Annotated in this window: 25 protein-coding genes; 13 read left to right on the top strand and 12 right to left on the bottom strand. The window is 62.6% G+C overall.

Going from position 1 to position 26,990, the window contains the following annotated elements; translation table 11 throughout:
- Positions 1–7 precede the first annotated feature (7 nt).
- The 6 genes from J7392_RS07455 to J7392_RS07480 all read left to right on the top strand — a co-directional run bounded on the left by J7392_RS07455 (position 8) and on the right by J7392_RS07480 (position 7,955).
- Positions 8–439 (top strand): universal stress protein, encoded by a 432-nt coding sequence (locus J7392_RS07455; protein WP_067268202.1) that lies wholly within the window; start codon positions 8–10, stop codon positions 437–439.
- 67 nt (positions 440–506) lie between these two features.
- A complete protein-coding gene (locus tag J7392_RS07460) occupies positions 507–1,589 on the top strand; it encodes a carbon-nitrogen hydrolase family protein (RefSeq protein ID WP_136720276.1) in 1,083 nt (360 codons plus the stop codon).
- Positions 1,590–1,655: 66 nt separating this feature from the next.
- Positions 1,656–4,391 carry an ornithine decarboxylase gene (locus tag J7392_RS07465; protein ID WP_209216967.1) on the top strand — a complete coding sequence of 912 codons (2,736 nt, stop codon included), beginning with the start codon at positions 1,656–1,658 and terminating at the stop codon, positions 4,389–4,391.
- Between the two features lie 17 nt (positions 4,392–4,408).
- A complete protein-coding gene (locus tag J7392_RS07470; RefSeq protein WP_209216968.1) occupies positions 4,409–5,866 on the top strand; it encodes a biotin carboxylase in 1,458 nt (485 codons plus the stop codon).
- Between the two features lie 17 nt (positions 5,867–5,883).
- Complete coding sequence (locus tag J7392_RS07475; protein ID WP_209216969.1) at positions 5,884–6,855, top strand: C45 family peptidase; 972 nt, start codon at positions 5,884–5,886, stop codon at positions 6,853–6,855.
- Positions 6,852–7,955, top strand: a complete 1,104-nt coding sequence (locus J7392_RS07480; protein WP_209216970.1) for a CaiB/BaiF CoA-transferase family protein — start codon at positions 6,852–6,854, stop codon at positions 7,953–7,955. Before J7392_RS07475 ends, J7392_RS07480 begins: the two co-directional genes overlap by 4 nt.
- Before the next feature lie 49 nt (positions 7,956–8,004).
- Here the strand turns inward: J7392_RS07480 and J7392_RS07485 are convergent, their stop codons facing one another.
- Positions 8,005–8,565 carry a type 1 glutamine amidotransferase domain-containing protein gene (locus tag J7392_RS07485; RefSeq protein ID WP_209216971.1) on the bottom strand — a complete coding sequence of 187 codons (561 nt, stop codon included), beginning with the start codon at positions 8,563–8,565 and terminating at the stop codon, positions 8,005–8,007.
- A 157-nt stretch (positions 8,566–8,722) separates the two neighbouring features.
- Here J7392_RS07485 and J7392_RS07490 point away from each other — a divergent pair, with 157 nt between their 5' ends.
- The 7 genes from J7392_RS07490 (at position 8,723) to J7392_RS07520 (ending at position 17,640) form a co-directional block, all read left to right on the top strand.
- On the top strand, positions 8,723–9,370 hold the full coding sequence (locus tag J7392_RS07490; protein ID WP_067268191.1) for a paraquat-inducible protein A: 648 nt from the start codon (positions 8,723–8,725) through the stop codon (positions 9,368–9,370).
- Positions 9,328–9,987, top strand: a complete 660-nt coding sequence (locus J7392_RS07495) for a paraquat-inducible protein A (protein WP_209217005.1) — start codon at positions 9,328–9,330, stop codon at positions 9,985–9,987. Before J7392_RS07490 ends, J7392_RS07495 begins: the two co-directional genes overlap by 43 nt.
- Positions 9,980–12,064, top strand: a complete 2,085-nt coding sequence (locus J7392_RS07500) for an MlaD family protein (protein WP_209216972.1) — start codon at positions 9,980–9,982, stop codon at positions 12,062–12,064. Before J7392_RS07495 ends, J7392_RS07500 begins: the two co-directional genes overlap by 8 nt.
- Before the next feature lie 3 nt (positions 12,065–12,067).
- Positions 12,068–12,634 (top strand): ABC-type transport auxiliary lipoprotein family protein, encoded by a 567-nt coding sequence (locus J7392_RS07505; RefSeq protein WP_209216973.1) that lies wholly within the window; start codon positions 12,068–12,070, stop codon positions 12,632–12,634.
- Positions 12,635–12,754: 120 nt separating this feature from the next.
- The gene (locus tag J7392_RS07510; RefSeq protein WP_209216974.1) at positions 12,755–13,228 is read left to right on the top strand and encodes a MarR family transcriptional regulator; all 474 of its coding nucleotides are present in this window, start codon (positions 12,755–12,757) and stop codon (positions 13,226–13,228) included.
- Positions 13,229–13,270: 42 nt separating this feature from the next.
- Positions 13,271–14,512, top strand: a complete 1,242-nt coding sequence (locus J7392_RS07515; protein ID WP_209216975.1) for an efflux RND transporter periplasmic adaptor subunit — start codon at positions 13,271–13,273, stop codon at positions 14,510–14,512.
- Positions 14,509–17,640, top strand: a complete 3,132-nt coding sequence (locus tag J7392_RS07520; RefSeq protein WP_209216976.1) for an efflux RND transporter permease subunit — start codon at positions 14,509–14,511, stop codon at positions 17,638–17,640. The genes J7392_RS07515 and J7392_RS07520 overlap by 4 nt, the downstream gene beginning before the upstream one ends.
- A gap of 37 nt (positions 17,641–17,677) precedes the next feature.
- On the opposite strand, the gene J7392_RS07525 is transcribed toward J7392_RS07520, so the two are convergent.
- The 11 genes from J7392_RS07525 to paaD all read right to left on the bottom strand — a co-directional run bounded on the left by J7392_RS07525 (position 17,678) and on the right by paaD (position 26,986).
- Entirely contained in the window at positions 17,678–18,142 is a 465-nt protein-coding gene (locus J7392_RS07525) for a PTS sugar transporter subunit IIA (RefSeq protein WP_067630567.1), read from the bottom strand.
- 40 nt (positions 18,143–18,182) lie between these two features.
- Positions 18,183–18,749 (bottom strand): ribosome-associated translation inhibitor RaiA, encoded by a 567-nt coding sequence (gene raiA / locus J7392_RS07530; protein WP_067267651.1) that lies wholly within the window; start codon positions 18,747–18,749, stop codon positions 18,183–18,185.
- A 308-nt stretch (positions 18,750–19,057) separates the two neighbouring features.
- Complete coding sequence (lptB, locus tag J7392_RS07535; protein WP_136720275.1) at positions 19,058–19,816, bottom strand: LPS export ABC transporter ATP-binding protein; 759 nt, start codon at positions 19,814–19,816, stop codon at positions 19,058–19,060.
- Entirely contained in the window at positions 19,813–20,307 is a 495-nt protein-coding gene (gene lptA, locus J7392_RS07540) for a lipopolysaccharide transport periplasmic protein LptA (protein ID WP_209216977.1), read from the bottom strand. The genes lptB and lptA overlap by 4 nt, the downstream gene beginning before the upstream one ends.
- Before the next feature lie 5 nt (positions 20,308–20,312).
- Positions 20,313–20,921: an LPS export ABC transporter periplasmic protein LptC gene (gene lptC, locus J7392_RS07545; RefSeq protein ID WP_209216978.1), complete on the bottom strand. Its 609-nt coding sequence runs from the start codon at positions 20,919–20,921 to the stop codon at positions 20,313–20,315.
- A 6-nt stretch (positions 20,922–20,927) separates the two neighbouring features.
- Positions 20,928–21,896 (bottom strand): KpsF/GutQ family sugar-phosphate isomerase, encoded by a 969-nt coding sequence (locus tag J7392_RS07550; RefSeq protein WP_209216979.1) that lies wholly within the window; start codon positions 21,894–21,896, stop codon positions 20,928–20,930.
- Entirely contained in the window at positions 21,893–22,507 is a 615-nt protein-coding gene (locus J7392_RS07555) for a ribonuclease D (RefSeq protein ID WP_209216980.1), read from the bottom strand. Before J7392_RS07555 ends, J7392_RS07550 begins: the two co-directional genes overlap by 4 nt.
- Before the next feature lie 54 nt (positions 22,508–22,561).
- Positions 22,562–23,341, bottom strand: coding sequence for a PaaX family transcriptional regulator C-terminal domain-containing protein (locus J7392_RS07560; protein WP_209216981.1), 780 nt, complete (start codon positions 23,339–23,341; stop codon positions 22,562–22,564).
- Positions 23,331–25,355: a phenylacetic acid degradation bifunctional protein PaaZ gene (gene paaZ / locus J7392_RS07565; protein WP_209216982.1), complete on the bottom strand. Its 2,025-nt coding sequence runs from the start codon at positions 25,353–25,355 to the stop codon at positions 23,331–23,333. Before paaZ ends, J7392_RS07560 begins: the two co-directional genes overlap by 11 nt.
- A gap of 10 nt (positions 25,356–25,365) precedes the next feature.
- Positions 25,366–26,430: a 2Fe-2S iron-sulfur cluster-binding protein gene (locus J7392_RS07570; RefSeq protein WP_209216983.1), complete on the bottom strand. Its 1,065-nt coding sequence runs from the start codon at positions 26,428–26,430 to the stop codon at positions 25,366–25,368.
- A 7-nt stretch (positions 26,431–26,437) separates the two neighbouring features.
- A complete protein-coding gene (gene paaD, locus J7392_RS07575; protein ID WP_209217006.1) occupies positions 26,438–26,986 on the bottom strand; it encodes a 1,2-phenylacetyl-CoA epoxidase subunit PaaD in 549 nt (182 codons plus the stop codon).
- Positions 26,987–26,990: the final 4 nt, after the last annotated feature.

Consider the following 26,990-nt stretch of genomic DNA (forward strand, 5'->3'; position numbering starts at 1 on the left):
GCGCATCATGTTCGATAACATCCTGCTGACCGTTGATCTGAGCGACCCGAAATCATGGGAAAAGGCGTTGCCGCAGGCGATTGATATGATCCGCCTCTCCAAAGGCACGCTGCATATCCTCTCGGTCGTGCCGGACATGGGCACACCGCTGGTCGAAGGGTTCTTTCCCGCAGATTACGAGAAACAGGCCACGGGCCGCGCGGCCAAGGCGCTTGAACAGCTGGTCGAGCGTGAGGTGCCTGATGACGTAAAGGTGAAGCAGCACCTGAAATTCGGCAAGATCCACCGTGAGGCGCTGAAAACGATAAAGAAATCAAACGCCGATCTGGTGGTCATGGGGTCCGAGCACCCCGACAGCCTGCGCGAATTCCTCGTCGGCTCCAACGCCGACCGCATTGTGCGTCGTTCCCCTGTTTCCGTTCTGGTCGTGAGGGCGTAAGACACGTGCGTCGCGGAGATAGGCAAGGAAATGGTCCATTGCGCCGCGTAGTTCGGAGTATTCACGCATGACCCCTTTCGCGATTGCCGGCGTGCAGATGTACGTCAATGCCTTGCAGCCCAATGTCGAGGGCATGATCCAGCGGCTCGACATTCTGATGGCGCGTTTCCCTTGGACGCAGATGGTGCTGTTCTCCGAACTGGCACCTTTCGGCCCGCTTGACCGGTTTGCCCTGCCGCCCGAGAATGAGACGATCGAACAGTTTCAGGCCGCCGCGCGGCGGCATCGGGTCTGGCTGATCCCCGGTTCGATGTTCCTCAAGCATCCCGAGGATGGCCGCGTGTATAACACCTCGGTCGTAATCAACCCCGAAGGCGAAGTGGTGCGCCGCTATGCCAAGATGTTCCCCTTCCGGCCCTATGAGGCCGGGATCGCGGCGGGCAATGAATTCTGTATTTTCGATGTGCCGGATGTGGGCCGCTTTGGCCTGTCGATCTGCTATGACATGTGGTTCCCCGAAACGACGCGGCAGTTGACCTCGCAAGGGGTCGAGGTGCTGCTGCACCCGGTGCTGACCGGCACCACCGACCGCGATGCGGAACTTGCCATCGCGCGCGCCACGGCGGCGCAGTTCCAGTGCTATATCTTCGACGTGAATGGCCTTGGCGCCGGGGGCGTGGGCCGCTCCTGCGTGGTCGATCCGACTTCGATGGTGCTGCACCAATCGGCGGGGCAAGAGGATATGTTCCCGATTGAGATCGACCTCAACATGGTGCGTCGCCAGCGTGAGACGGGGATGAAGGGGCTGGGCCAACTGCTCAAATCCTTCCGCGACCGCCCGACAGACTTCCCGGTCTATGACCGTGACAGCGGCGCGGATGCCTTCCTGCACACCCTTGGCCCGCTTGAAATCCCGCAACAGGGCAGCCGCGCGGGGCTGCATGTCGATGTGCCCGCCCAGCAGGTGCCTGCCGAAATCCCGACCTATAAGGGCAAGAACGGTTTCCCGCCTGAGCCGCTTGCCAGCCCCACCGCCGGGACGGCGCCCGAGGTGGCCCAGACACCGGCGCCCGTGGCCCCGGCTGCGGGCACGCCCGACCCACAGACAACGCCTGACACACCCGGGCAGAACGACAATACCAGCGGCTAGGCCGGGGTTAGGTTCGCGCAAAGCGCTACCTGACGCATCGGTCGGCCCTCCAGCAGAGGACGACTGATGCATTCTATGAACGACTATTCCTCGGCCATTCAACTGCGGTCGGATCGGTGGAGCGCCCTGCGCGCCGCCGCCGCCGCCATGTCGCGCGATCCGAAAGGCAAGAGCGCGGCGCAGGGGCGCAAGGAAATCGAGGCGCTGTTTGAGTCACTGGCCCTGATCGAGCCCTATTGGGCCTTTCCGGGCATGTCCGCCTTTGACCACATGCGTCGCCAGTTCGCCCATGGCAATTTCGAGGATCTGGCTTTTGCTGTGAACCGGGTAACCCGGGCGCTGACCACCGGCGCTTACCGCCGCCGCACCATCCCGTTGGAACGCGACAGTCTGGATCAGGACGAGCATGACGACGAGGCGATGCTGCCGCCCGAGGCGCGGGCGCTGGCGAAACCCTATTTCGAAGTGCTGATCGTCGACAATGTGAACGAACAGCAGGAACGCTGGCTGCGCAGCAATGTCACCCGCATGCGCCGGACGGAAGACCCGTTCATCTACGAAGCCGTCGTGGTGCCCAGCCTCGAAGACGCGCTGATCGCGGTGATGTTCAACCACAATATCCAAGCCATCGTCGTCCGCCCCGGGCTCACGTTAAAATCGAAAGTCGATCAACAGATCCTGACCCGCTACCTCGCCCGCGCGGGCGGGCAGGATGAGATCGACGCGCTTCAGCCCGAGAGCTATGGCCCAGAGCTTTGCCGCATGATCGCCAAGGTCCGGCCCGAGCTTGATGCCTATCTGGTCACCGAACGCTCGGTCGAGGATATCGCCGGGCTCGATCTGGGGATTTGTCGGCGGGTCTTCTACAATCAGGAAGACTTCATGGAGCTGCACCTCAACATCCTGCGCGGGGTGCAGGCGCGCAACAAGTCGCCCTTCTTCACCGCGCTGGTGGAATATTCCAAACAGCCCACCGGTGTCTTCCACGCCATGCCGATCAGCCGCGGCAAGTCGATCACGCGCAGCCACTGGATTCAGGACATGGGGGCGTTCTACGGGCCGAATATTTTCCTTGCAGAGACCTCGGCGACCTCGGGCGGGCTCGACAGCCTGCTAGAGCCGCATGGGCCGATCAAAGAGGCGCAGGAACTCGCAAGCCGCGCTTTCGGTTCTAAACAGACGTTTTTCGCCACCAACGGCACGTCGACCTGCAACAAGATCGTGGTGCAGGCGCTGGTGCGGCCCGGCGACATCGTGTTGGTCGACCGTGATTGTCACAAGTCGCACCATTACGGGATGGTGCTGGCAGGCGCGCAGGTCAGCTACCTCGACAGCTATCCGCTCAACGAATACTCGATGTACGGCGCGGTGCCGCTGCGCGAGATCAAGGAGCGGCTCTTGGAGCTGAAGGCGGCGGGCAAGCTTGACCGGGTGCGGATGCTCTTGCTGACCAACTGCACCTTCGACGGGCTGGTCTACAACGTCGAGCGGGTGATGGAGGAATGTCTGGCGATCAAGCCCGACCTCATCTTCCTTTGGGACGAGGCATGGTTCGCTTTTGCCCGGTTTAGTCCCACATATCGCCAGCGCACCGCGATGAACGCGGCCAATACCCTGCGGGCGAAGTTCAAGTCCGAGGCCCATGCAGCCGCCTATGAGGCCCAGCAAAAGACCCTGAAAGACGCGGATGATGAGACCCTGCTCAACACCCGGCTGATCCCCCCGCCGCAGGCGCGGGTGCGGGCCTATGCCACGCAATCGACCCACAAGACGCTGACCTCACTGCGGCAGGGCTCGATGATCCATGTCAACGATCAGGATTTCAAAGGCGAGGTCGAGCAGAGCTTTCACGAAGCCTATATGACCCACACTTCGACCTCGCCGAACTACCAGATCATCGCCTCGCTCGACGTGGGGCGGCGTCAGGTCGAACTCGAAGGGTTCGAGTTTGTCCAACGGCAGGTCGAAGCGGCGATGTCGATGCGCCGTGCCATCAGCGAACACCCGCTCTTACGCAAGTATTTCAAAGTGCTCTCCGCCGGGGACATGATCCCCGAACAGCACCGCGAAAGCGGCGTCACCAGCTATTATGACGTTGAGCAGGGTTGGACAGACATGTGGGATTGTTGGGAGCAGGATGAATTCGTGCTCGACGCGACCCGCGTGACCCTCGCCGTGGGCGGCACGGGCTGGGATGGCGATACCTTCAAGACCCAGATCCTGATGGACAAATACGGCATCCAGATCAACAAGACCTCGCGCAATACCGTGCTGTTCATGACCAACATCGGCACCACGCGCTCTTCGGTCGCCTATCTGATCGAAGTGCTGGTGGAGATTGCCAAATCTCTCGATGATCTTTTGGACGATGCCAGCCGGATGGAGCGGCTGTCATTTGACCGGCGCGTCACCAATCTGATGGAGAACTACCCGCCGCTGCCGGATTTCAGTTGCTTCCACGAAGCCTTCCGCGCGGCCGACACGCCCGAGGGCGACATTCGCACGCCCTTCTTCCTCGCCTATGATGAGAAAAACTGTGACTACCTCGACCTGAACGGATCCTTGCAAGAGGTGATGGACGCGGGCGACACGGTGGTCTCGGCCAGCTTCATCATCCCCTACCCGCCCGGCTTTCCGATCCTCGTCCCCGGACAGGTCGTCAGTCAGGAAATTCTCGACTTCATGCGCGCGCTCGATGTCAGCGAGATCCACGGATACCGGCCCGATCTGGGCCTGCGCGTCTTTACCGCGGAGGCATTGAAACGCGTGCGCCGCAAAGACCTTTCTTCTTCACCCGTTTGACCAAAAGGACCTACGACATGGCAAAAATTCTCAAGAATATCTCCGAAATCCGCCGGTTCTTTCACCGAAACGAGGACCCGGTCTATTTCATCTCGGCCACCAACTTCAATCTGCTGGGCCTCGATGAATGGGTTAAGAATTTCAAGTACATCTGCTACATCGACTGCTACGGCGGCAAGCATCCCAACGTCTTTTGCCCCTCGGAACAGCCCCATGCGGAGTTCCAGAGCATCGAGGACATCAACAACTACCTGCTGCAGCACAAGGAGGTCATCGACTTCATCAAGCGCCGCGGGGGCAAGCCCAAATTCGTCTTTCTGATGTTCGACGAAGAGACCGAGCGGCTGAGCAAGGAGCTGGGCGCCGAGGTCTGGTTCCCCAAGGCCAAGCTGCGCCAGTCGATGGACAACAAGATCGAGACGGTGCGCATCGGCAACAAGGCCGGCGTGCCTTCCGTGCCCAACACGCTGAGCGAGGTGGAAAGCTACGAGCACCTCCGCGAGATTTGCGAGAAGGCCGATCTGGGCCATGACCTCGTGCTGCAATCGGCCTATGGCGACAGTGGGCATACCACCTTCTTCATCAAGTCCGAAGCCGACTTCCGCCGCCACGAGAGCGAGATCGTGGGCGAGGGCGAGATTAAGATCATGAAGCGGATCGACTGTCGCGGTGCCGCGATCGAGGCCTGCGCCACCAAGGAAGGCACCATCGTCGGCCCGCTAATGACCGAACTGGTCGGCTTCAAGGAATTGACCCCCTACCGCGGTGGCTGGTGCGGGAACGAGATCCTCGCCACCGCCTTCCCGCCCAAGGTCCGCGAGAAGGCGCGCGATCTGACCTTCAAGTTCGGCGAGCAGTTGCGGAAAGAGGGCTATCGCGGCTATTTCGAGCTCGACTTCCTTATCGACAAGAAGACCGGCGACCTGTGGTTGGGGGAGTTGAACCCGCGGATCACCGGGGCAAGCTCGATGACCAACCACGCCGCCTTCGCCCATGCCGACGCGCCGCTGTTCCTGTTCCACCTGCTGGAGTTCAGCCGCAAGAAATTCACCCTCGACGTGGATGAGCTGAACGCCCGTTGGGCCGATCCGGACAATATCGACGGCTGGAGCCAGATGGTCATCAAACACACCGAAGACAGTGTCGACATCTGCACCGAAGCGCCCGAGACCGGGATCTATAAGATGAAGGAGGACGGCACCGTCGTCTTTGACCGTTTCGACTATCACCGCCGCGCGGTCGAGAGCGAGAACGAGGCCTTCTTCCTGCGCATCCTGCAACCGGGTGACTATCGCTACGAGGGCGCGGATATTGGCATCCTCGTGACGCGGGGCCGGTCGATGACGAAGTCTTTCCAGTTGAACGAACGCGCGAAAAAGTGGATTCATGGGATCAAACGCAGCGTGGATGGCAAACCCTTGCCCACCGCCTCGGCCGGTCCAGAGCTTTCTGATCCGGCATTCAAGATCCTGTAACGAGTTGAAAGGCCGCGATGTACTGGCGCGCATTGTCCGAAGACCAGCCCGGCCCCAAATGGGCCGGTCTCTTCGCGGCCTATTGGCCTGATTATCACGCATGGTGGTTGAAGGAGGGAGAGGCCGCGCGCCCGACCTATGCCCAATGCCGCCGTGCGCTGGCCCAGCATATGCCCGAGATGCTGCCGCTTTATGACCAGCTTTGCAGTCTTGCGGGCGGCGGCGACCACGCGGCGCGCTTCCTTAGTTTCTATTGCCCGCCGCCCTATCTCTCGGCCTGTTCGCAGGCGATCTGGGCGGGGAAAGAGCCGGTCATGGTGCGCAACTATGACTATAACCCCAATGCCTTTGACGCGATGGTGCTGCGCACCGGCTGGCAGGGGCGGCAGGTCATGGGCACCTCCGACGGGCTTTGGGGGCTGGTCGACGGGGTGAATGATGCAGGGCTGTCGATCTCGCTCACCTTTGGCGGGCGGCGTGTGGTGGGCGAAGGCTTCGGCGTGCCGTTGATCCTGCGCTATGTCTTGCAGACCTGCGAAACCGCGCAGGAGGCGGGCGAGGTGCTGGCGCGGGTGCCCACGCATATGAGCTACAACGTCACCGTACTCGACCGAAAGCGCAGTTACCTGACCGCCATGATGGCCCCCGATCGCCCCGCTGTCATAACCCGCGCCGCGGTGGCGACCAATCATCAAGAGAATGTGGAGTGGATCAGCCACGCCCGCTTTACCGCCACGGTCGAGCGGGAGCGCTACCTGTTGCAACGTCTGCGTCTGCACCGCGACCCGGAGGAGAAGTTCATCGGCGCCTTCCTCAAGCCGCCGCTTTATTCCACGGCCTTCAACGCGGGGTTCGGCACGCTTTATACCGCTGTCTACCGTCCGCGCAAACGCGAGATGGAGTTGCGCTGGCCCGGCACGACATGGGCGCTGTCGCTGTCGGATTTCACCGAAGGGGCGCGGCAGGTCTTGGTGCCGGGGGCAGCATGAGCGGGGCGGCGCGCAAAGGGCCGCTGTCCTCGCTCAGGGTGGTGGAGTTTTCCGGCCTTGGCCCCGCGCCGCTGGCGGGGCAACTGCTGGCCGATCTAGGCGCGGATGTCATCACGGTCGACCGCAAAGCCGCCCCGGCGGACCCGTCGGACATCAACCGGCGCGGCAAGCGGTCGGTGGTGTTGAACTTGAAAACCGCCGAAGGGATCGCCGCGGCGAAGGCGCTGATCGCCTCTGCCGATGTGCTGATCGAAGGGTTTCGCCCCGGCGTGATGGAACGTTTGGGCCTTGGCCCCGACGACTGCCCCGAGGCTCTGATCTATGGCCGCATGACCGGCTGGGGCCAGACCGGCCCATGGGCGCAGACGGCGGGGCATGACATCAATTATCTGGCTCTAACAGGGGCACTTCATGCCATGGGCCGCGCCGATGCGCCCCCGGTGCCGCCCTTGAACATGGTGGCGGATTACGGCGGCGGGACGATGTTCTTGCTGTTCGGCATCCTTGCGGCTGTGATCGAACGCGGGGTGACCGGCAGGGGACAAGTCGTCGATGCCGCGATGGTCGATGGGGTGCCTGCAATGATGGGGCTGATCCATGGCATGCTGGCCCAAGGCGCATGGACCGAAGAACGTGCCGCCAATTGGCTCGACGGGGCCGCGCCGTTTTACCGTTGCTACACCTGTGCGGATGGGAAATTCATCTCGGTCGGGGCTTTGGAGCCGCAGTTCTACGCGATCCTGTTAGAGAAGTTGGGCCTGCCTGCGGCGCTTGCCGAGAGCCAGAACGACAGGACGACATGGGACGAACGGATTGCTGAGTTCTCCGCGATTTTTGCCACCCGCGCGCGGGACGACTGGGCGGCGCATTTCGACGGCTCAGATGCCTGCGTGGCGCCGGTGCTGAGCTTTTCCGAAGCGCCGGATCATCCGCAGATGGCGGCGCGGGGCAATGTGGTGAGGGTCGATGGCGTGCTTCAATCAGGCCAAGCGCCGCGGTTTGACGGTGCCGCGCCGCAAATGCCCAGCCCCCCACGGGCCATCGGCGCGGATACCGATGCGGTGCTGGCGGAGCTTGACCTGCCGCGCGACCGCGCATGAAAACCCCCGGCCAAAGGACCGGGGGTAAATCTCGTTACAGAGGCAAGGCTCAGGCCGCTTTGCGGTCGTGTTTGCCCTCTTCGATTTCCTCGACGATCTTGGCGACGAAAGCGTCGAGATCCTCGGGCGAGCGGCTGGTCACGATGCCTTGGTCGGCCACCACTTCGCTGTCTTCGTAATGCGCACCGGCATTCTTCACATCCGTCGCGATGGAGGGGAAGGAGGTCGCCTTGCGGCCCTTGATGATGCCCGCCTCGATCAGCAGCCACGGGGCGTGGCAGATAGCGGCGACGGTTTTGCCGCTGTCGTGGAACTTGCGGATCAGAGCCACCGCGTCTTCGTTGGCGCGCAGCAGGTCGGGGTTGATCTGGCCACCGGGCAGCACGATGCCTTGGTAGTCGTCGACATTCACGTCCCGAAGGGCGAGGTCTGCGGGCACGGTGTTGCCCCAGTCATCTTCATCCCAACCCTTGATCTCATTGCCGTCGGGCGTGGCCACATGGACGGTGGCGCCGCGGTCGCGCAGATCGTTCAGGGGTTTTTCCAGTTCGGACTGCTCAAAGCCATCGGTGGCGAGGATCAGGATCTTTGCATTGGTGATATCGGTCATTGCTTTCTCCTTTGTCATTTCTGCTAGACCAACGGTCTGCATGGCCGCCTGTTCCCCTCACATTCGCGCGAGGGCGATGATCCGCCGGTGCAGATGCGCCACAGGGCGGTGAATATTTGTTGATACGTCAAAGGGCGGCATCATATATGCGTTCAGAATGGATCGCCCCGACACCCCCCTTGCCGAATTGCCCATGGACGAATTGATCGTCTGTCCGCAATGCGACGCCGTCTATCGGCTGCGCCGCCCCGCCCATGGGGAGCGGGCGAGTTGTGAGCGGTGCCATACTGCTCTGATCACGCCCCGCAGGAACGCCGGGTTGCAGATCATCGCCGTGGCGGTGGCGGTCATGGTGTTGATCATCGGGGCGGCGGTCTTTCCCTTCCTCACCATCGACGCGGCGGGGGCCAGCAACGCGGTATCGGTGCTGGATGCAGCGCTTGCCTTTTCCGGCGGGCCGATGATCCTCTTGTCGCTGGCCACGGCGGCGTTGATCTTTTTCATCCCGCTCTTGCGGGTGCTGCTGACGCTCTATGTGCTGATCCCCGTGGTGCTGGATCGCCCGCCCGCGCGGCATGCCGTCGCCGCCTTTCGCCTGTCGGAGGAACTGCGCCCTTGGTCGATGGCCGAGGTTTTTGCCATCGGCTGTGCCGTGGCATTGGTCAAAGTGGCCGATCTGGCCGATGTGGGCTTTGGCCCTGCGTTTTACATGTTCGGCGCGCTGGTGATCCTCGTCATCGCGCAGGACAGATTCTTATGCAAATGGTCCGTATGGAACTCTCTGGAACATCCCAAGACATCGTGAGCGCACGGGAGTTGGGCATCGTGGCCTGCACCCGCTGTAACAAGCCCGCGCCGATGGGCACAAAGCTTTGCAGCCGTTGTGGCAGCAAGCTGGTCTCGCGCGATCGGATGAGCCTTCAGCGTGTCTGGGCGTTCTGGACGGTGGGGCTGATGTGCTACATCCCCGCGAATACCTATCCGATGCTTAAAACCCGCACGCTGTTTCAGGTCGAGGAAAGCACGATCATCGGCGGCGCGGTGGAACTGGCGCAATATGGCAACTGGGGGATCGCCCTGATCATCCTCTTCGCCTCTGTCGCCATTCCGTTGGCCAAATTCATGGCCGTGGCCTTTCTTGCGATCAGCGTCAAACGGCGCTCGGTCACCTCGCAGCGCCAGCGGCATTACCTTTACGAAGTGGTTGAGTACATCGGGCGCTGGTCGATGATCGATATCTTTGTGGTTGCGATTTTGTCGTCTCTGGTGCAACTCAAGACACTGGCCGCCATCAATCCCGGTACCGCGAGCATCTTTTTTGCCCTCTCCGTGATCTTTACCATGCTGGCGGCACAAGCGTTCGACACCCGCATGATCTGGGACGCTCAGACCAAGGACGAGGGCCTGAAAACCAATGACTAAGACGCCTCCCGACGTACCGATTTCCCCGACCCGCAAGATGTTTCTCAGCGGGGCCTCGGTGATCTGGATCATCCCGATCCTCGCCCTGATCGTGGCGCTTTTCGTGGCCTATCGGTCTTACAGCGAACGCGGCCCGGTGATCGTCGTAGAATTCGAAGAGGGCGCGGGTATCTCTGCCGGAGAGACTGAATTGCGCTTTCGCGATGTGACGGTCGGGGTGGTCGAGAAGGTCGGCTTCACCTCGGGTTTGGACCGGGTGACGGCGCATATCCGCGTCGACAAGGACGTGGCGCCTTATATCGACAATGGCGCGGTCTTCTGGGTCGTGCAGCCCGAGGTTACCGCACAGGGCATTACCGGTCTCAGCACGGTGCTGAGCGGTGTCTATATCGAAGGGTCGTGGGACCAACAGGTCGGCCCGGCAGCAGAGCGCTTTCAGGGATCGTCGACCGAGCCGTTGATCCGCGGCGGCCAAGGCGGGCTTGAGATTGCCTTCCGCTCCACCGCGAACGGGCATCTGACCGACAATGCGCCGATCCTTTACAAGGGCATCGAAGTGGGCCGCGTCGGCTATGCCAAGATCGCCCCGCGCGGCAACTACGCCATTGTCGAGGCGCTGATTTTCGAAGAGCACCGCCAGCTGATCAATGAATCCACCCGCTTTTGGGATGCATCGGGCTTTAGCGTCAACATTGGCCCCGCGGGGGCCGAGATCGACTTTTCCTCGTTGGCGACCCTCGTTGGCGGCGGCATCACCTTTGACACTTTCGTCTCGGGCGGCGCGCAGGTGTCTGACGGCACGGTGTTTGAGATTTACCCCGACAAGGAAACCGCGCGGAACTCTGTCTTTAACGCCTCCGAGGTCGATCCGCTGAAGCTGAGCGTCGTGTTCGACGACAATATCTCGGGTCTGATCGTCGGCGCCCCGGTCGAGATGAGCGGGCTGGAGATCGGTGAGGTCGAGACCCTCTCGGGGCTGGTGGATTTCGAACGGTTCGGCGATAGCCGCGTCCGGCTGAATGCCATCCTGTCGATCCAACCGGCGCATTTGGGGATGCAGGACGATGTGACCGCCGAAGCCGCTTTGGCTTTCCTGAAGGAACGTGTGGAAGACGGGCTGCGCGCGCGGCTTGCCTCGGCCAGCCTGCTGACCGGTGGTTTGAAGGTTGAGTTCGTGGCCGTCGAAGACGCGCCCGAGGCCTCGTTGAACGAGACGGAGAATGGCCTTGCTTTGATGCCGACCACGGAAAGCGATGTCTCCGATGCGGCGGCCACGGTCGAAGGGGTCTTTACCCGGATCAACAGCCTGCCGATCGAAGAATTGCTCAACAGCGCGATCACCTTTCTCAATTCGGCTGAGGCTTTCGTGTCGGACGAAGACCTGCGCGAAACCCCGCAGGACGTGCGCACCCTTTTGGGTGAATTGACCGGGCTGGTCTCCTCCGAAGAGGTCAAGAACGTGCCTGTGGCCCTGAACGGCACGCTGGTGCGGATCGAAGAATTGGTGGCCCAGCTTGAGGAAGAGCGGATTGCCGAACGGCTTTCCACCGCGCTTGAGGGCGCGTCGGATGCGGCCAATGCGGTGTCCTCCTCGGTCGAAGGCGTGCCGGAGTTGGTGGAGCGCATTCAGGCGGTGGCGGCCAAGGCCGAAACGCTTGAGGTCGAAGAACTGCTCGTCGCACTCACCGACCTCACCGAATCCGCCGATGCGGTGATCGGCACCGAAGATGCGGTGGCCCTGCCGGGCGCATTGAAACGCGCCTTGGACGAATTGAACGCCACGTTGGAAGAGCTGCGCGAAGGCGGCGCGGTCGAGAATGTGAACCGCACCTTGGCCTCGGCCCGCAACGCCGCGGACAATATCGCCGTCTCGGCCCGCGATCTGCCGCAGGTGGTCGAGCGTTTGACCGCGCTATTTGCCCAAGCCAGCCGCACCATCGAAGGCTATAATCAAGGTGAACAACTCAGCCGCAGCGCCGAACGCACCCTGCGCGACATTCAGAAAGCCGCCGATGCCCTTGCATCTTTGGCGCGGACAATCGAACGTAACCCCAATTCTCTATTGCTGGGACGGTAACGCATGACATTTGCAAGACCCTTGATCACCCTCGGCCTGCTGGCAGCCTTGGCCGCTTGTGGCGGCACGGCTGAACGTTTCCCCGTCCGCGCCCCGGCGGTGACAGAGAAGACCTCCATCGCCTTCAGCTCTGTCGAAGTGCGCGACGTGTCTTTGCCGACCTATGCCGCCGCCGAAGAGATTTCGGTGCAAATGGCCGATGGCCGTCTGGTCAGTTCGACCGATGTGCTTTGGGCCGATGCGCCCGAACGGGCCGTGGCGCTGGAGCTTAGCCAGAACCTTGCGCGGATGACGGGGCGGCGCATCGCGTCTGAACCTTGGCCGTTCGAGGCCTTCCCCGATGCCAGCCTCGAAGTGCGCTTTGCCGAACTGGTGGCCACCGAAGCGGGGGAGTTCCGCGCCTCCGGTCAGTATTTCGTGGCCGTCCGCGATGACCGGCGGGAGCGGTCGGGCCTGTTTGACCTCAGCGTGCCGTTCAATCCCGAAGGTGGCGCAAACGCCATCGCCGCGGCGCGGGGGCAACTCGTCCTTGATCTGGCCCGCTATATCGCCCGGAACGGGTTGAAGTAGGGCCAAACGCCGGGGCTACCGGCGACGCGCGTTGTTCCGTCTGTTCGGAAAATTCTGAATAGTCTTGATTTGTGCCCCGCCTTGTCTATCTACCGTCAACGCGCCTGCCGTGGACGGGGAATGATGGATAGCACTGACCAGATCGACCAAGTCCGCGATGACTTCATCACCCGCATGGGCGTCGTCGCCATGGGCGAGGGGTTGCCGCGCATGGCGGGGCAGGTCTTTGCAATGCTGGTTTTCGAGGGCGAGCCGATCGCCTTTGGCGCGCTGTCGCGCCGCCTTTCCGTCAGCCGCGCCACGATCAGCACCTCCATTCGCCTGCTCGAAGAGCGGGGCTTGATCCGGCGTGTGAACAAGACGGGCGACCGGCAGGATTACTTCCAACTCGCCGATGACGCCTATGCCGCGATGACGAAATATGCGCTGGCAGGGACCCGCCACGCCAAATCCGAGATTAACGATACGATCAGCAAGCTGCCCGAGGAGGCCGAAGGGGTGCGCCAAAGGCTCGATACTTTCGCCGCCTTCTATGACACGATCAGCGCCGCGCTTGATGACGTAGCAACCCGGGTGAGCAAGCCCAAGAATTGACGCGCGGCCCGATCACGGGGTCGCGGTGATGGAGTTCGATCAATGAGTGACACATCTCAAGAGCGCCAGACGCTTTCATTCGACAGCGATGCCGGCTCGAAACGGTCGAAGTTCATCGCCGGTGGGATCGCGCTGTTGATCGCTCTTTGGATGGGCAGCGGCTATATCATCCCCTCCGAAGAGACCGAAGAAGCTGCGCCTGCCCCCATTTCCCCCGAAGCGGTGACAGTGGCCGTGCGCGGCTCTCAGGCGGACAGCGTGACGCAGGTCTTCGTGGCCGAAGGGCAGGCCCTGCCGGATCGCGATACGATGGTCCGCGCCGAAGCGGGTGGGGAGATTGCCGAGGTTTTGGTCGCCAAGGGCGATGCGGTCGAAGCAGGCGCGTTGATCGCGCGGCTCAGCACCACGGCGCGCGATTCCGATCTGGCCCGCGCGCGTGAGGAATTGAGCCGCGCACAGCGCGAATACGACAACGCCCAAGCCCTGCTAGACCGGGGTGTCTCGACCGTGGACCGCGTGAGCCAAGCCCGCGCGACGTTGGCCGCCGCCCAAGCCTCGGTCACCGCCGCCGAAGAGGCGCTGAACAACACCGAAATCCGCGCCCCCTTTCCCGGGCGGCTAGAGATGCTCGATATTTCAGCGGGAGAGTTCGTCTCGACCGGTGAGGAAATCGCGCGTTTGGTCGACAACACGCCACTGACGATCCAAGTGCAGGTGCCCCAGCAGTCGCTTAAAGATATTGAAGAGGGGCAGGAGGCCCAGGTTGTCTTCATCACCGGGACAGAGGTGCAGGGCGAGGTGCAATTCGTCTCAAGCAGTGCGAGCGCCGAAACCCGGACCTTTACTGCCGAAGTCAGGGTCGAAAACGCTGATGGTGCGATCCCCGCGGGCATTTCGGCCCGCGTGCGCATCCCCACGGGCGAGACCCGCGCGCATTTCGTCTCTCCGGCGATCCTATCCTTGGACACCAATGGCACCTTGGGCGTCAAAACGGTGAACGATGAGGATAAGGTTGTCTTTAACAAGATCGCCATCGTGCGCGCCCAGACCGATGGCATCTGGATCGCGGGCCTGCCGGATGAGGCCCAGATCATCACCATCGGACAGGGCTTCGTCAACGACGGCGAAACGGTCAACCCGCAGCCCGAAACCGGTGGCGACAATGAAGGGGAAGCGCAGCCCATGACGGGTGTGCCCGAGATTGACGAGTTGGAAGACCAGCCAAGCGGCGACGGCCAGATCACCGGCAGCGCCGAAGCCGCCCAGCCGGAGCAAGTGGAATGAACACGCTGATCGACGCCGCTTTCAGCCGCGCCCGCGTGGTGATCCTGAGCTTGGTGATGATCTTGGCGGTAGGGGCCTATGCCTATGTCGGCATCCCCAAGGAAAGCTCGCCCGAGATTCCGATCCCGACGCTCTATGTCTCCACCTCTCTCGAAGGCATCTCGCCCGAGGACAGCGAGCGGCTGCTCGTTGAGCCGCTTGAGACCGAACTCAGCGCGATCACCGGGTTGAAACAGATCACTTCGAACGGGGCCGAGGGCCATGCCTCGGTGCAATTGGAGTTCGAGCCGGGGTTCGATTCAGATGAGGCGCTCGACAAGGTGCGCGAGGGCGTGGATCGTGCCAAGTCGGACCTGCCCGAAGACGCCACCGATCCGGTCGTGACCGAGATCAACACGGCGCTTTTCCCGATCCTGACCGCAATCCTATCCGGACCGGTGCCGGAACGGACGCTCAACTCCATTTCCGAAGAGTTGAAGGACGCGATCGAAGGGTTGTCCGGCGTGCTTGAAGTCGATGTCGGGGGGGAGCGGACCGAGCTTTTGGAGGTGTTGATCGACCCTACGGTCTTTGAGACCTACAACATCTCTTTCGAAGAGCTGATCAGCCAGATCAACCGCAACAACCGCCTGATCGCGGCGGGGGCGATTGAAAGCGGCGCGGGGCGGCTGGTGCTCAAGGTGCCGGGGCTGATCGAGAATGTCGAAGACGTTATGTCGCTGCCGATCAAGGTGCGCGGCGATACGGTTGTGACCTTTGCCGATGTCGCCACGATCCGCCGAACCTTCAAAGACCCGACTGGCTTCGCCCGCATTGATGGCCAGCCCGCGCTGGCGCTTGAGATCAAGAAACGCTCGGGCGCGAATATCATCGAGACGGTCGCGGCGGTGCGCGAATTGATTGACGAGATGCGCGCGGAATGGCCCGACAGCATCACCGTCAAATACACCCAAGACGAATCCGAGCAGGTCGAAGACATGCTCAGCGATCTTGAGGCCAATGTTATCGCGGCGGTGATCCTTGTGATGATCGTGATCGTCTGGGCTTTGGGCGTCCGCTCGGCCCTCCTAGTGGGCTTGGCGATTCCGGGCGCCTTCTTGGCCGGGGTCACGGCGCTTTGGGTCATGGGCTATACGATGAACCTCGTCGTGTTGTTTTCGCTGATCCTTGTGGTGGGTATGCTGGTGGACGGGGCCATCGTGACCACCGAACTGGCCGACCGCCGTCTGCAAGAGGGGCATTCGCCCCGCGCCGCCTATGCCCATGCCGCCAAACGCATGGCATGGCCGATCATCGCCTCCACGGCGACGACGCTCAGCGTGTTCTTCCCGCTGCTGTTCTGGACCGGCACGGTGGGGGAGTTCATGAAGTTCCTGCCCATCACGGTGATCCTGACCCTGACCGCATCGCTTTTCATGGCGCTGGTTTTCATCCCCGTGGTTGGCGGGATCATCGGCAAACGGCCCCCGCAATCCGCTAAGGATAAGGCCACGCTCTATGCCGCCGAACAGGGGGATCCGCGTGACTTGAAGGGCTTCACCGGCGGCTATGTCAAACTGCTGCAATTCGCCATTCTGCGGCCATGGATGACGCTGATCCTTGCCATTGCCATGCTGATGGGTGGCTTCACCGCCTATGCGCAATTTGGCAACGGGATCACCTTTTTCCCCGATGTAGAGCCTGATTTTGCGCAGGTGCAGGTGCGTGCGCGGGACAATTTCTCGATCTACGAACAAGACGCGCTGGTGCGGCAGGTCGAGCAACGCCTCTTTGCCTATGACGAGATCGCCAGCGTCTATGCCCGCACCGGCAGCAGCAACCGCGACAGTGCCGATCTGATCGGCACCATTCAGGTTGAGTTCACCGAGTGGGACGAACGCCGCCCCGCCGCCATCATTGGCGAGGAAATCCGGACCGAGATGGCGGCCATTCCGGGGATCGACGTGCAGGTGCAGACCGCATCGAACGGCCCCTCGGCGGGCAAGCCCGTCAATCTGCGGATCGAGGCGCATGACCCGCAGGTGCAGCAGCAGGTGGTGGATCAGATCCGCGAGAAGATGGCCGATATCGGCGGTTTCACCGATGTGACCGACTCGCGCCCCCTGCCGGGGGTGGAATGGCGCATCGCCGTGAACCGGTCCGAGGCCGCCCGGTTCGGGGCCGATATCTCGACCCTGGGGCAGGCGGTGCAACTGCTGACGCGGGGCATCACGGTCGCGGATTACCGGCCCGACGATGCCGAAGGCTCCATCGACATCAACGTGCGCTTCCCATCGGATGAGCGCACGCTGGAAGAGTTGCAATCGCTTCGGGTGCCGACCTCAGCGGGGCTGGTGCCGATCTCGAACTTTGTGACCTTTGAGCCAAGCCCCCGCACCGGTACGATCACGCGGGTGGATCAAGAGCGGGTGGTGACAATTGAGGCTAACGTCGCACCGGGCGTTCTGGTGAACGACCAAACCGTCGCCCTGCGCAGCGCGATTGACGCGATGGACCTGCCGCCGGGTGTCGAGGCCTCCTTCGCCGGAGAGGCGGAGGACCAGCAGGAATCGATGATCTTCCTCGCGGGGGCGTTTATTACCGCGATTTTCCTGATGTTCGTGATCCTCGTGATCCAGTTCAACAGCTTCTACCAAGCCTTTGTCGTCATGTCGGCCATCGTGTTTTCGATTGCCGGGGTGCTGTTCGGCCTGTTGATCACCGGGCGGCCCTTTGGGGTGGTCATGGGGGGGATCGGTGTGATCGCCTTGGCGGGGATCGTGGTGAACAACAATATCGTTTTGATCGACACCTATAATGACCTCAAAAAAGCGGGGCTGTCGCCGCTTGAGGCCGCGCTGCGCACCGGGGCGCAGCGTTTGCGTCCGGTGGTGCTGACCTCGGTCACCACGGCGCTTGGCCTGATGCCCATGGTGATCGGCCTCAACATCAACTTTTTCACCCGTGAGATCGTCTATGGCGCGCCCTCTACCCAATGGTGGACCGAGCTGAGTTCGGCCATCGCGGGCGGTCTGGTGGTGGCCACGGTGCTGACGCTGGTGGTGACACCGGCGATGCTGATGTTGGGAGAGAAGAAAGCGAAACGCGCCGAGCCGACCCCGAAAGAGCCGGAACCGGTCGCGATCTAAGCCAAGGTCAGGCGGCCCAAGATCAGGCGGCCAAAGATTAGGCGGCCTTGTCGGCCTTGTCCTCGGTCAGGATGGTGTAAAGCGTGGCCGGGTCGGGGTTCGACCGCAGCTTGGTGCAGATGCTGGTGTCGCGCAGCGTGCGGGCCACCAGTGCCAGCGCCTTGAGGTGCTCCACCCCCGCATCTTCGGGGGCGAAGAGGGCAAAGGCCACATCGACTGGCTGGCGATCGACCGAAGAGAAATCAATCGGTTTGTCCAACAGCACGAAAGCACCGACAACCTTGTCGATCCCGTCCATTCGCGCATGGGGCAGGGCGACGCCGTGGCCGACACCGGTCGGCCCGAGGGTTTCGCGCGTCATCAGCGCATCCACCACTTGGCCGGCCGGCAGCCCATAGGCTTGCTGGGCGAGTTCGCCGATATCCTGCATCAGACGCTTCTTGCTCGAAGCCGAAGTCAAAACCTTCACGGCCTCTGGCTTGAGGAGTTTGCCGAAATCCATTCCGCTCGCCCTGCTCTTTGGCGGATATTACCGCCGTGGGTTACGAAGGGTCGATCCAGCCGATGTTGCCGTCTTCGCGGCGGTACACGACATTCATCCCTTCCTGGCCTTCCTTGCGAAACAATAGCACCGGATCGCCCGACAATTCCATCTGCATCACCGCTTCGCCGACAGACAAAGTTGGCACCTTCGTCTGCATCTCTGCAATGATCATGGGTTGGAGGGTATCAGGTTCCTGCGCATCTGAATCGCTGTCTGACGCGAGGATATAGGAGGACGCCCCCAGAAGTTCAACCGGTTCGGCGCGTTCTTTGTGATGGTCCTTCAGGCGGCGCTTATAGCGGCGCAGCTGTTTCTCCATCTTTTCGCAGCAGCTGTCGAAGGCGGCGTAGATCTCTGTCGCCTTGGCCTTGGCCGAGGCATTGAGACCGGTGGAAAGATGCACGGTCGCCTCGCAGGCAAATTCGTGGCCCGTTTTGGAAAACACCACCATCGCATCTGTCGGGCGTTCGGCATATTTGCTGACCGCCTCGTCCAGTTCGGTCCGGACATGTGTCCGAAGCGCGTCGCCAATGTCGATCTGTTTGCCACTGATCTGATACCGCATATCGTCTCCTTGTCTTTCTTGTTCCGAACATTGCCAAACGGTCCACATGCGTGGAGCGCGACAACTTTCAGATATGGAGGAATGGCGCTGCGACCAGGATGATTTTGACCGTTCCTTCGCGGGAAGGGCGATGCAGGATCAAACAGGAACGCGATGTCACCATAGCTCAATGAGGCCGCGTTTCGGTTTGAAAGTCAATGGCGCCAATGCGCGCGCCATCCTTTTATCGCTACAATCAGAGCGGTTTTCCGCATCGTGCGAGCAAGGCTTCGCCGAGGGCTGGAAGACCCGGAAAAACGCGCTAAGTCTTAGGAAATACGGAAGTTATCGCCAAGATAGACGCGGCGCACATTCTCGTTTTGTACAACTTCTTCGGGCGTTCCGGACATCAGAACTTTGCCCTCATGCAGGATATAGGCGCGATCTACGATCTCTAGGGTTTCGCGCACATTGTGGTCGGTGATCAGCACCCCGATGCCGCGCTTCTTGAGGTCGGCAACCAGTTGCCGAATGTCCCCGACCGAGATCGGATCGACCCCGGCAAAGGGTTCATCAAGCAGCAGATAGTTCGGGTTGGCGGCCAGACAGCGGGCGATTTCCACCCGGCGTCGTTCCCCGCCCGATAGCGCCAGCGCAGGCGCGCGGCGCAGGTGTTCGATGGAAAATTCGGTCAGCAACTCTTCCAGCCGCTCGCGGCGCTGGTGGCGGTGTTTGACCCGGATATCGAGGATTGCGCTGATGTTGTCCTGCACCGACAGCCCGCGAAAAATGCTCATCTCTTGCGGCAGATAGCCGATGCCAAGCTGCGCGCGGCGGTACATGGGCAGGGTGGTCACATCTTTGCCGTCCACGGTGACGCGCCCGCCTTCGGGCGTGACCAGACCGGCCACCGCGTAGAAAGTCGTCGTCTTGCCTGAGCCGTTCGGTCCCAAAAGCGCCACGACCTCGCCCCGGTCGAGCGCCATCGAAAAGTCGCGGATCACCGCTTTCTTGCGGTAAGACTTGCGCAGATGCTGAATGCGCAGGCCGGAATCGCCCCCGGCGACTTTCAGTTCAGGCGGCATCAGTTGTCGCTGCCGGGCTGCAAAATGGTCTTCACGCCACCCGACATCTGCGCCGTGCCGTCGTTCAGGTTCACCGTCATTTCCTGCGCGCTCAGCGCACTGGGGCCTTGGGTCATCAGCACATCGCCGCGCATCACCAAGGTGCCAGCGTCGATGTCGTAATCGGCGCGCTGCGATTCAGCGGCGTCCTCACCCGCGACCAAGACCACGCCGCCGGTCGCCTCCAGCTTGGCAATGCCCTGATCCGAGGCGCGATAGACGACCTCGACCTTACCGGCAGAAAGGGTCATTTCACCCTGAGAAATCAATACATTGCCCGTGAAAACGGCGGTGCCCGTTGCATTGTCGACCGACAGGTTATCGGCGGTCACTTCGACGGGTTGGCTGGTGTCTTGCTCAAGCGCCCCGAAGGCGACATTGGCAGATTGTGCAGAGACAGGGGCGGCCTGCAGCGCGAAAAACAGCGGCAGCATCAAAATAAACAAGTGTCTCAAGGCAGTTACTCTTTCGTTGCTTGCGGCGTGTATATCAGTTTCACACCCTTTGTGAAAAGCAATTGCGATCCGGCGCTGTTCTGCCGGTTGGTGATGGCCATGCTTCCGGCGGTGATCTCGCCCGCGGGGCTGGTGGCGCGCACCGGGCCGGGCGACTGCAGGTCCAGCGTGGTGAGGTTCGAGATCATCCGCTCGGACAGGATTTCGTAGCCGGTTGAGGTGCTAACCCGCACATCGCCCGCCAGTTCCGCTTCCTCTGCCCCAGTGTCGAACCGCCCGCTGTTGGAGTGCAGCGTGATTTTGGAGCCGCCCTCTAGGTCCAGCGTGGCCTCGATCTCTTCGGCCTCATTTGTGCCCGTCTCCCCGCCTGGGGTGGTCAGCTTTTCGGCAGAGAAAGAGATCAGATCGCCATCCGCCGTGGTGCCGGAATAGAAAGGGCCGGTGATCTGCTGGTCGCGCAGCCGTTCCTGAACCTCTTTGTCCGCGAAAGGGATCACGGCCTGCGGTTCAATCGCGCGCGACAGCAGAAACAGGGTCGATAGCAGCGCCAGCGCGATCAGCGGAAAGAGCACTTTCAGCCACGACACGACGCGAGAGTGGCGATCCCCCTTCATGCGGCGTCACCCCAGCCCGACGCGCAGGCAGTCGTGGATATGCAGCAGCCCGATGGGCGATTTGCCGTCGTTCTGCGCGGGGTCGGTCACGATAAGACAGGTGATCTTACGGCTGTTCATCACGCCCACGGCCTTTTCGGCCAATTCGTCGGGGGTAATGGTCACGGGCGCGGGGGTCATGACATCGCGGGCGGTCATGGTCATCAAGCCATCCAAATGCCGGGCGAGGTCACCCATGGTGATGATCCCGGCCAGCGCGCCTTCCGCATCGGTGACGCAGACCACGCCAAAGCCCTTGCGGCTGATCTCGCTCAGCGCCTCGGGCATCGGGGCGTCGGCGGTGACCAGCGGCAGCTTATCGCCCACATGCATCAGATCGGCCACGCGGCTCAGCCTTGCACCCAGCTTGCCGCCGGGGTGGAAGTCGCGAAAATGCTCGGCGGTGAAGGCGCGGTTCTCCATCAACGCCACGGCCACGGCATCGCCCATCGCCAGCGTCAGCGTGGTCGAGGTGGTGGGCACCACGCCGGTGCCGCAAGCTTCTGCCGTGCGGGGCAGTTCGAGCACCACGTCGCTATGGCGGCCAAGGCTGCTTTCGGGGCGGCTGGTGATGCCGATGAGCGGAATGGCGTAGCGGCGCGAATAGGCGATGAGGTTGGCAAGCTCCGGCGCTTCGCCCGAGTTGGAAATCGCCAGCACCACATCGGCGGCGGTGATCATGCCCAGATCGCCGTGGCTCGCCTCGGCCGGGTGGACGAATTGCGCGGGCGTGCCGGTGGAGGCCAGCGTCGCCGCGATCTTGTTGCCGATATGGCCCGACTTGCCGATGCCGGTGACAATCACGCGGCCCTTGCAGGTGCGCATCAGGTCAACCGCGGCGCGAAAGCGGTCATCGAGGCTGTCGGCCAAGAGCGTCAGCGCGTCGGCTTCGCAGCGGATCACCCGGCGGGCGGTGTCGAGGAAAGGTGTGTTCATGCGTGTGCGAAGATGTCCGTGTCCGGCCATCCCTCCAGATCCAGCCGGGCGCGCATGGGCAGGAAATCGAAACAGGCCTGCGCCATGTCCATCCGACCTTCGCGTATCAGGCGTTTGTTAAGTTCATCGCGCAGACGGTGCAGATAGAGCACATCCGACGCGGCATAGTCGATCTGCGCTTGGGTCAGCTCTTCGGCCCCCCAATCGCTGGATTGCTGCTGTTTCGAGATATCGACGCTCAGAAGTTCTTGGCAAAGCTTCGCCAGCCCGTGCCGGTCGGTATAGGTGCGCACCAGTCGGCTGGCGATCTTGGTGCAATAGACCGGCGTTGCGGTGGCGCCAAAGGTATTGCGCATCGCGGCAATGTCGAAGCGGCCATAGTGGAACAGCTTCAGCACATGAGGGTTCTCCAGCAGCGCGCAGAGGTTCGGCGCCTCGGTCTGGCCCTTGGCGACCTGCACCAGATGCGCGTGACCATCGCCGCCCGAAAGCTGCACGACACAGAGCCGGTCGCGTTGCGGATGCAGCCCCATCGTTTCGCAATCAATCGCGACCATCGGCCCAAGGTCGAGGTCATCCGGCAGGTCGTTCTGATAGAGGAAATTTGTCATGAGCACGTCTATATCCTGCTTGTCCGGCATGGGAAAGCGGGGCTTTGCGCCGCGTCAGGCGGTGGCCAGATCCTGCAATGCGGGGCGCGGGTAGCGGCGCAACAGCCGGTCAACCAGCAGATGGCAGCGGTAGCCGGGCCACTCGGGACGGATCAGCCCGCCGGGCAGAGCAGGATGCTTTAGCACCAATCGCCGCCAATTGTGCACGATCAGGCAGCGCAAGACCGCGACGTCCAAGGGGGTGAGTTGCTCTGGCGCGGGAAGCTCGGCATCCAAGGCCGTGAGCGCGGCCAAGAGCGCGTCATAGTCGCCCTCAAGCGCGGCGGGTTCCACTGCGCGGCGCAGCCACTCGGGCGGTGGCGTGCCGGGCAGGGCAAGGCATCCCGTGGGGGCTGCGCTCTCGGCGCGCCCGACATAGGCGCGGGGCAGGGCGGCGATAAACCCCGCCTCTCGCAAGGCGCTGTCGGTCTCGCGCCCGTTCTCCTCGGTCACGACCATCTGCCAAGGTTCGGACAGGTCTGGGGGCGCGGCGTAGATGCGCGGACTGGCGGCTGCGCTTTCCGCGCGGCCTTGGACGGTCAGGCTGTGCTGGCTGATCCGCCCCACCTTGTGCGACTGTAGCCAGCCGTCATTGCGCAGCCGATGCAGCGCCACGCGGCTTGCCTCGGGCCGCACGTCGAGCGCGGCCATGATCTGCGACAGCACCGGCCCGTCGATCGCGTCGCCCTGTCCCTGTGCCAGATCGCCGAAGAGGCTGACCATCAGCGACCAGACCCGCTGACCGCCAAGGCCAGCGAGTGCGGCGACGACCGAGGGGGCGTGGTCAGACGGCATTCATCGTCAGCAGGTCGTATTCGGCGACCGCTTCCTCACGCTGGTTGGTGAGGGTCACATGCCAGCGCACCTCGCCGTATTCCTCGTTGCGCGGCGTCTTGTGCTTGACCGAGAGCCGCACCTTGATGCTGTCGCCCGCCGAGACCGGTTCAAGGAAGCGCAGGTTGTCGAGGCCGGTGTTGGCCAGCACCGGACCGGGGTCGGGCTGCACGAAAAGCCCTGCGGCAAAGCTGAGCAGCAGGTAGCCATGCGCCACGCGCCCCGGGAAGAAGGGGTTCGCGGCGGCGGCCTCGTCATCCATGTGGGCATAGAAGGTGTCGCCGGTGAAATGGGCGAAGGTCTCGATATCCTCAAGCGTGACCTCGCGGCTGGGCGAATGGAAGGTCTCGCCCAGATCGAGCTCGGTGAAGCGGCGGGTGAAGGGATGTGCGCGGTCGGTGATCTCCTCGGCGCCGGGCACCCATTGCTTGCCGATGGCGGTGAGGATGTCGGGGCTGCCCTGCACGGCGGTGCGCTGCATGTAATGCATCACGCCGCGCACGCCGCCCAACTCCTCGCCGCCGCCCGCGCGGCCCGGGCCGCCATGCACCATATGCGGCAGCGGAGAGCCGTGGCCCGTGGCCTCAGCCATAGATTTGCGGTTGTTAAAGTAGAGCCGCCCGTGGAAGGCGGCGGAACCCATGGTCAACTCGCGCGCGACTTCGCTGTCGTTGGTGATGATCGACGCCACCAAAGAGCCTTGGCCGCGGTTCAGAAGCGTGCTCGCATGGGCCAGATCGCGGTAGGGCATGAGGGTTGAGACGGGGCCGAAAGCCTCGGTGTCATGCACGCGCTCGGCACTGTCGGGATCGGCGCAGTGGAACAGCATCGGCGGCAGGAAGGCGCCCTTGTCGCGGTCGGCACCCTTCACGGTGAAGTTGTCGGGATCGCCGAAGACCCGCTCGGCCTCGGCGCTCAGCAGCCCGACCTTTTCCAGCACGTCGCGTTTCTGACCGTTGGAGACCAGCGCGCCCATGCGCGTGTCTTCGGCCCGCGGATCGCCAATGGTGGTCTTGGCGAGGCGCTCGGACAGCGCGGCGATCACCGCGTCGACCTGCGCCTGCGGCACCATGATGCGGCGAATGGCGGTGCATTTCTGCCCCGCCTTGGCGGTCATCTCGCGCTGCACTTCCTTCACGAAAAGGTCGAACTCTGGCGTGCCCGGCACGGCATCGGGGCCGAGGACGGAGGCGTTGAGGCTGTCCTGCTCGGAGGTGAAGCGCACAGAATTTTCCATGAGCTTCGGATTGCCGCGCAGCTTCAGCGCGGTGTTGGCTGAGCCGGTGAAGGCCACGGCATCCTGACAGCCAAGCAGATCGAGCATATCGCCCAAGCCGCCGCTCACGAATTGCAAAGCACCCTTGGGCAGCAGCCCGCTGTCGAGCATCAGCCGCACGCAATGCTCGGTCACGTAGCAGGTGGCGGTGGCCGGTTTCACGATCGCGGGCACGCCGGCCAGCAGCGTCGGCGCCAGTTTCTCCAGCATGCCCCAGACCGGGAAGTTGAAGGCGTTGATATGCACCGCGACGCCTTGCAGCGGGGTGCAGATGTGCCGCCCCATGAACTGCCCCTCGCGGCCCAGTTGCTCGGGCGCGCCGTCGAGGTAGACATGGGCGTCCGGCATCTCGCGCCGGCCTTTGGAGGCGAAGACCATCATCGTGCCAATGCCGCCATCCACGTCGATCTTGTGGTCCGAGAGCGTGGCGCCGGTGTCGTAGCTCAGGTCATAGAGCGCCTGTTTGTGCTCCATCAAATGCAGCGCCAGCGCCTTCAGCATGCGCGCGCGGTCGTGGAAGGTCATGGCGCGCAAGGCGGGGCCGCCATGCTCGCGGGCGAAGCCCAGCATGGCGCCCGCGTCCAGCGCGTCGTTGCCCGCCTGCGCGATCACCTCGCCGGTAATGGCGCTGGCGATGTTGCGTGCGCCGGTCCCGGGGGCCAGCCATTCGCCGGCGGCGTAACTGTGAATATCGCGCATGTCGGCTCCTTCAGTGGGTGTCGTAGTCGATGGTGAGTTTGTCGCTCAGCGGGTAGGACTGGCAGGTCAGCACGTAGCCGCGTTCGACCTCGTAATCCTCCAGTGCGTGGTTCGAGATCATCTCGACCTCGCCTTCCAGCACCTTGCCCATGCAGGTCGAACAGACCCCGGCCTTGCAGGAAAACGGTGCTTCCTGTCCGTTTTCAAGCGCCGCTTCCAGCACCGATTGGCCCTTCTGCATGGTGAAACTGCGCCGCGCGCCGTCGATGATGACGGTGATTTCGGTGCCGCTCTGGCCCTCGCTGCGCTTGGCCATTTCCTGTTTGGCCAGACGGCCCTGCTGGCTTTCGCTGAAGAGTTCAAATTTGATCTGTTCGTCGGTCAGCCCGTTGGTCTTCAGCGCCTCGGCAATCGCCAGCATCATCGGTTCGGGGCCGCAGATGAAGGCGGTGTCGATGTTGTCGATCTGAATCCAATGTTTAAACAGCGCATCGCATTTCGCTTGATCGATACGGCCCTCAAACAACTCCATATCCTGACCGGATTCGAGGATGTGGATCACCGTCAGGCGGCCCATGTAGCGGTTTTTCAGATCCTCCAGCTCCTCGCGGAACATGATCGTGTTCACCGCGCGGTTTGCATAGACCAGCGTGAAGGTGGACTTCGGCTCGCGTTTCAGCACCGTCTTCAGGATCGACAGCACCGGGGTGATGCCCGAGCCGCCCGCGAAGCCGAGGTAGTTCTTGGCGACCTCCGGTTCGATCGGGGTGAAGAACTTGCCCTGCGGCGGCATGGCGTGCAGCACGTCGCCGACCTTAAGCTCGGTATTGGCATAGGTCGAGAAGGCCCCGCCATCGACGCGCTTGATCCCGACTTTCAACTCGCCGTCATCCAGCCCTGCGCAGATCGAGTAGTTGCGGCGCAGCTCGGTGCCGTCGAATTCCTGCTTGAAGGTCAGGTACTGGCCTTGGGTGAAGGCGAAGGCGTCGGGGTCTTCCGGCTTCAGCGTCAGCACCACGGCATCGCGGATGGTGTGATGAATGTCGGTGACGGTGAGGGGGTGGAATTGGCTCATCGGGGCCTCAGATACATTTGAAATAGTCGAAGGGTTCACGGCATTCGGTGCAGCGCCACTGCGCCTTGCAGGGGGTCGAGCCGAATTGGCTGATCCGCTCCACCGCTTTCGATTTGCAGCGCGGACAGTGCTGCGGCCCGCCGGCGGGGCGCGGCGGCGCGATGCCGTAGGCTTCAAGCTTGGCGCGGCCAGTGTCACTCATCCATTCGCTAGTCCAAGGCGGGGAGAGCTGGCGTTTCAGCTCCAGCTTCTCGATCCCGTGGCCGTGCAGCGCCATCTCGATGTCGAGGTTGATGATGCTGGTGGCCGGGCAGCCCGAATAGGTCGGCGTAATGGTGACGACCAGCGTGTTGCCGTGCCATGCCACATCGCGGATGATGCCCAGATCGGTGAGGGAGATCGCCGGGATCTCGGGGTCCGGGATCGCGGAGAGCCACGCCCAGACCGTCTCGACCGACGGCTTCTCGCCGCGGGCGGGGCCGCGCGGGGCGGTCTCGCGCACCACCCCCGGCACCGGCGCGGGGGCGGGCCGGCTGTGGGGGGCGGGTTTCACCATGTGG

Source organism: Sulfitobacter sp. R18_1 (genome assembly GCF_017743915.1).
Classification (GTDB): domain Bacteria; phylum Pseudomonadota; class Alphaproteobacteria; order Rhodobacterales; family Rhodobacteraceae; genus Sulfitobacter; species Sulfitobacter faviae.

Bases quoted from the DNA above. Each gene is read 5' to 3' on its own strand.
- J7392_RS07500 (WP_209216972.1), top strand. From the start codon at position 9,980: ATGACTAAGACGCCTCCCGACGTACCGATTTCCCCGACCCGCAAGATG.
- J7392_RS07525 (WP_067630567.1), bottom strand. From the start codon at position 18,142: ATGGATTTCGGCAAACTCCTCAAGCCAGAGGCCGTGAAGGTTTTGACT.
- J7392_RS07470 (WP_209216968.1), top strand. From the start codon at position 4,409: ATGGCAAAAATTCTCAAGAATATCTCCGAAATCCGCCGGTTCTTTCAC.
- J7392_RS07560 (WP_209216981.1), bottom strand. From the start codon at position 23,341: ATGCCGTCTGACCACGCCCCCTCGGTCGTCGCCGCACTCGCTGGCCTT.
- J7392_RS07505 (WP_209216973.1), top strand. From the start codon at position 12,068: ATGACATTTGCAAGACCCTTGATCACCCTCGGCCTGCTGGCAGCCTTG.
- paaZ (WP_209216982.1), bottom strand. From the start codon at position 25,355: ATGCGCGATATTCACAGTTACGCCGCCGGCGAATGGCTGGCCCCCGGG.
- J7392_RS07490 (WP_067268191.1), top strand. From the start codon at position 8,723: ATGGATCGCCCCGACACCCCCCTTGCCGAATTGCCCATGGACGAATTG.
- raiA (WP_067267651.1), bottom strand. From the start codon at position 18,749: ATGCGGTATCAGATCAGTGGCAAACAGATCGACATTGGCGACGCGCTT.
- J7392_RS07555 (WP_209216980.1), bottom strand. From the start codon at position 22,507: ATGACAAATTTCCTCTATCAGAACGACCTGCCGGATGACCTCGACCTT.
- paaD (WP_209217006.1), bottom strand. From the start codon at position 26,986: ATGGTGAAACCCGCCCCCCACAGCCGGCCCGCCCCCGCGCCGGTGCCG.
- J7392_RS07570 (WP_209216983.1), bottom strand. From the start codon at position 26,430: ATGAGCCAATTCCACCCCCTCACCGTCACCGACATTCATCACACCATC.
- lptC (WP_209216978.1), bottom strand. From the start codon at position 20,921: ATGAAGGGGGATCGCCACTCTCGCGTCGTGTCGTGGCTGAAAGTGCTC.
- J7392_RS07475 (WP_209216969.1), top strand. From the start codon at position 5,884: ATGTACTGGCGCGCATTGTCCGAAGACCAGCCCGGCCCCAAATGGGCC.
- J7392_RS07460 (WP_136720276.1), top strand. From the start codon at position 507: ATGACCCCTTTCGCGATTGCCGGCGTGCAGATGTACGTCAATGCCTTG.
- J7392_RS07480 (WP_209216970.1), top strand. From the start codon at position 6,852: ATGAGCGGGGCGGCGCGCAAAGGGCCGCTGTCCTCGCTCAGGGTGGTG.
- J7392_RS07550 (WP_209216979.1), bottom strand. From the start codon at position 21,896: ATGAACACACCTTTCCTCGACACCGCCCGCCGGGTGATCCGCTGCGAA.
- J7392_RS07510 (WP_209216974.1), top strand. From the start codon at position 12,755: ATGATGGATAGCACTGACCAGATCGACCAAGTCCGCGATGACTTCATC.
- J7392_RS07520 (WP_209216976.1), top strand. From the start codon at position 14,509: ATGAACACGCTGATCGACGCCGCTTTCAGCCGCGCCCGCGTGGTGATC.
- J7392_RS07465 (WP_209216967.1), top strand. From the start codon at position 1,656: ATGCATTCTATGAACGACTATTCCTCGGCCATTCAACTGCGGTCGGAT.
- J7392_RS07485 (WP_209216971.1), bottom strand. From the start codon at position 8,565: ATGACCGATATCACCAATGCAAAGATCCTGATCCTCGCCACCGATGGC.
- J7392_RS07515 (WP_209216975.1), top strand. From the start codon at position 13,271: ATGAGTGACACATCTCAAGAGCGCCAGACGCTTTCATTCGACAGCGAT.
- J7392_RS07455 (WP_067268202.1), top strand. From the start codon at position 8: ATGTTCGATAACATCCTGCTGACCGTTGATCTGAGCGACCCGAAATCA.
- J7392_RS07495 (WP_209217005.1), top strand. From the start codon at position 9,328: ATGGTCCGTATGGAACTCTCTGGAACATCCCAAGACATCGTGAGCGCA.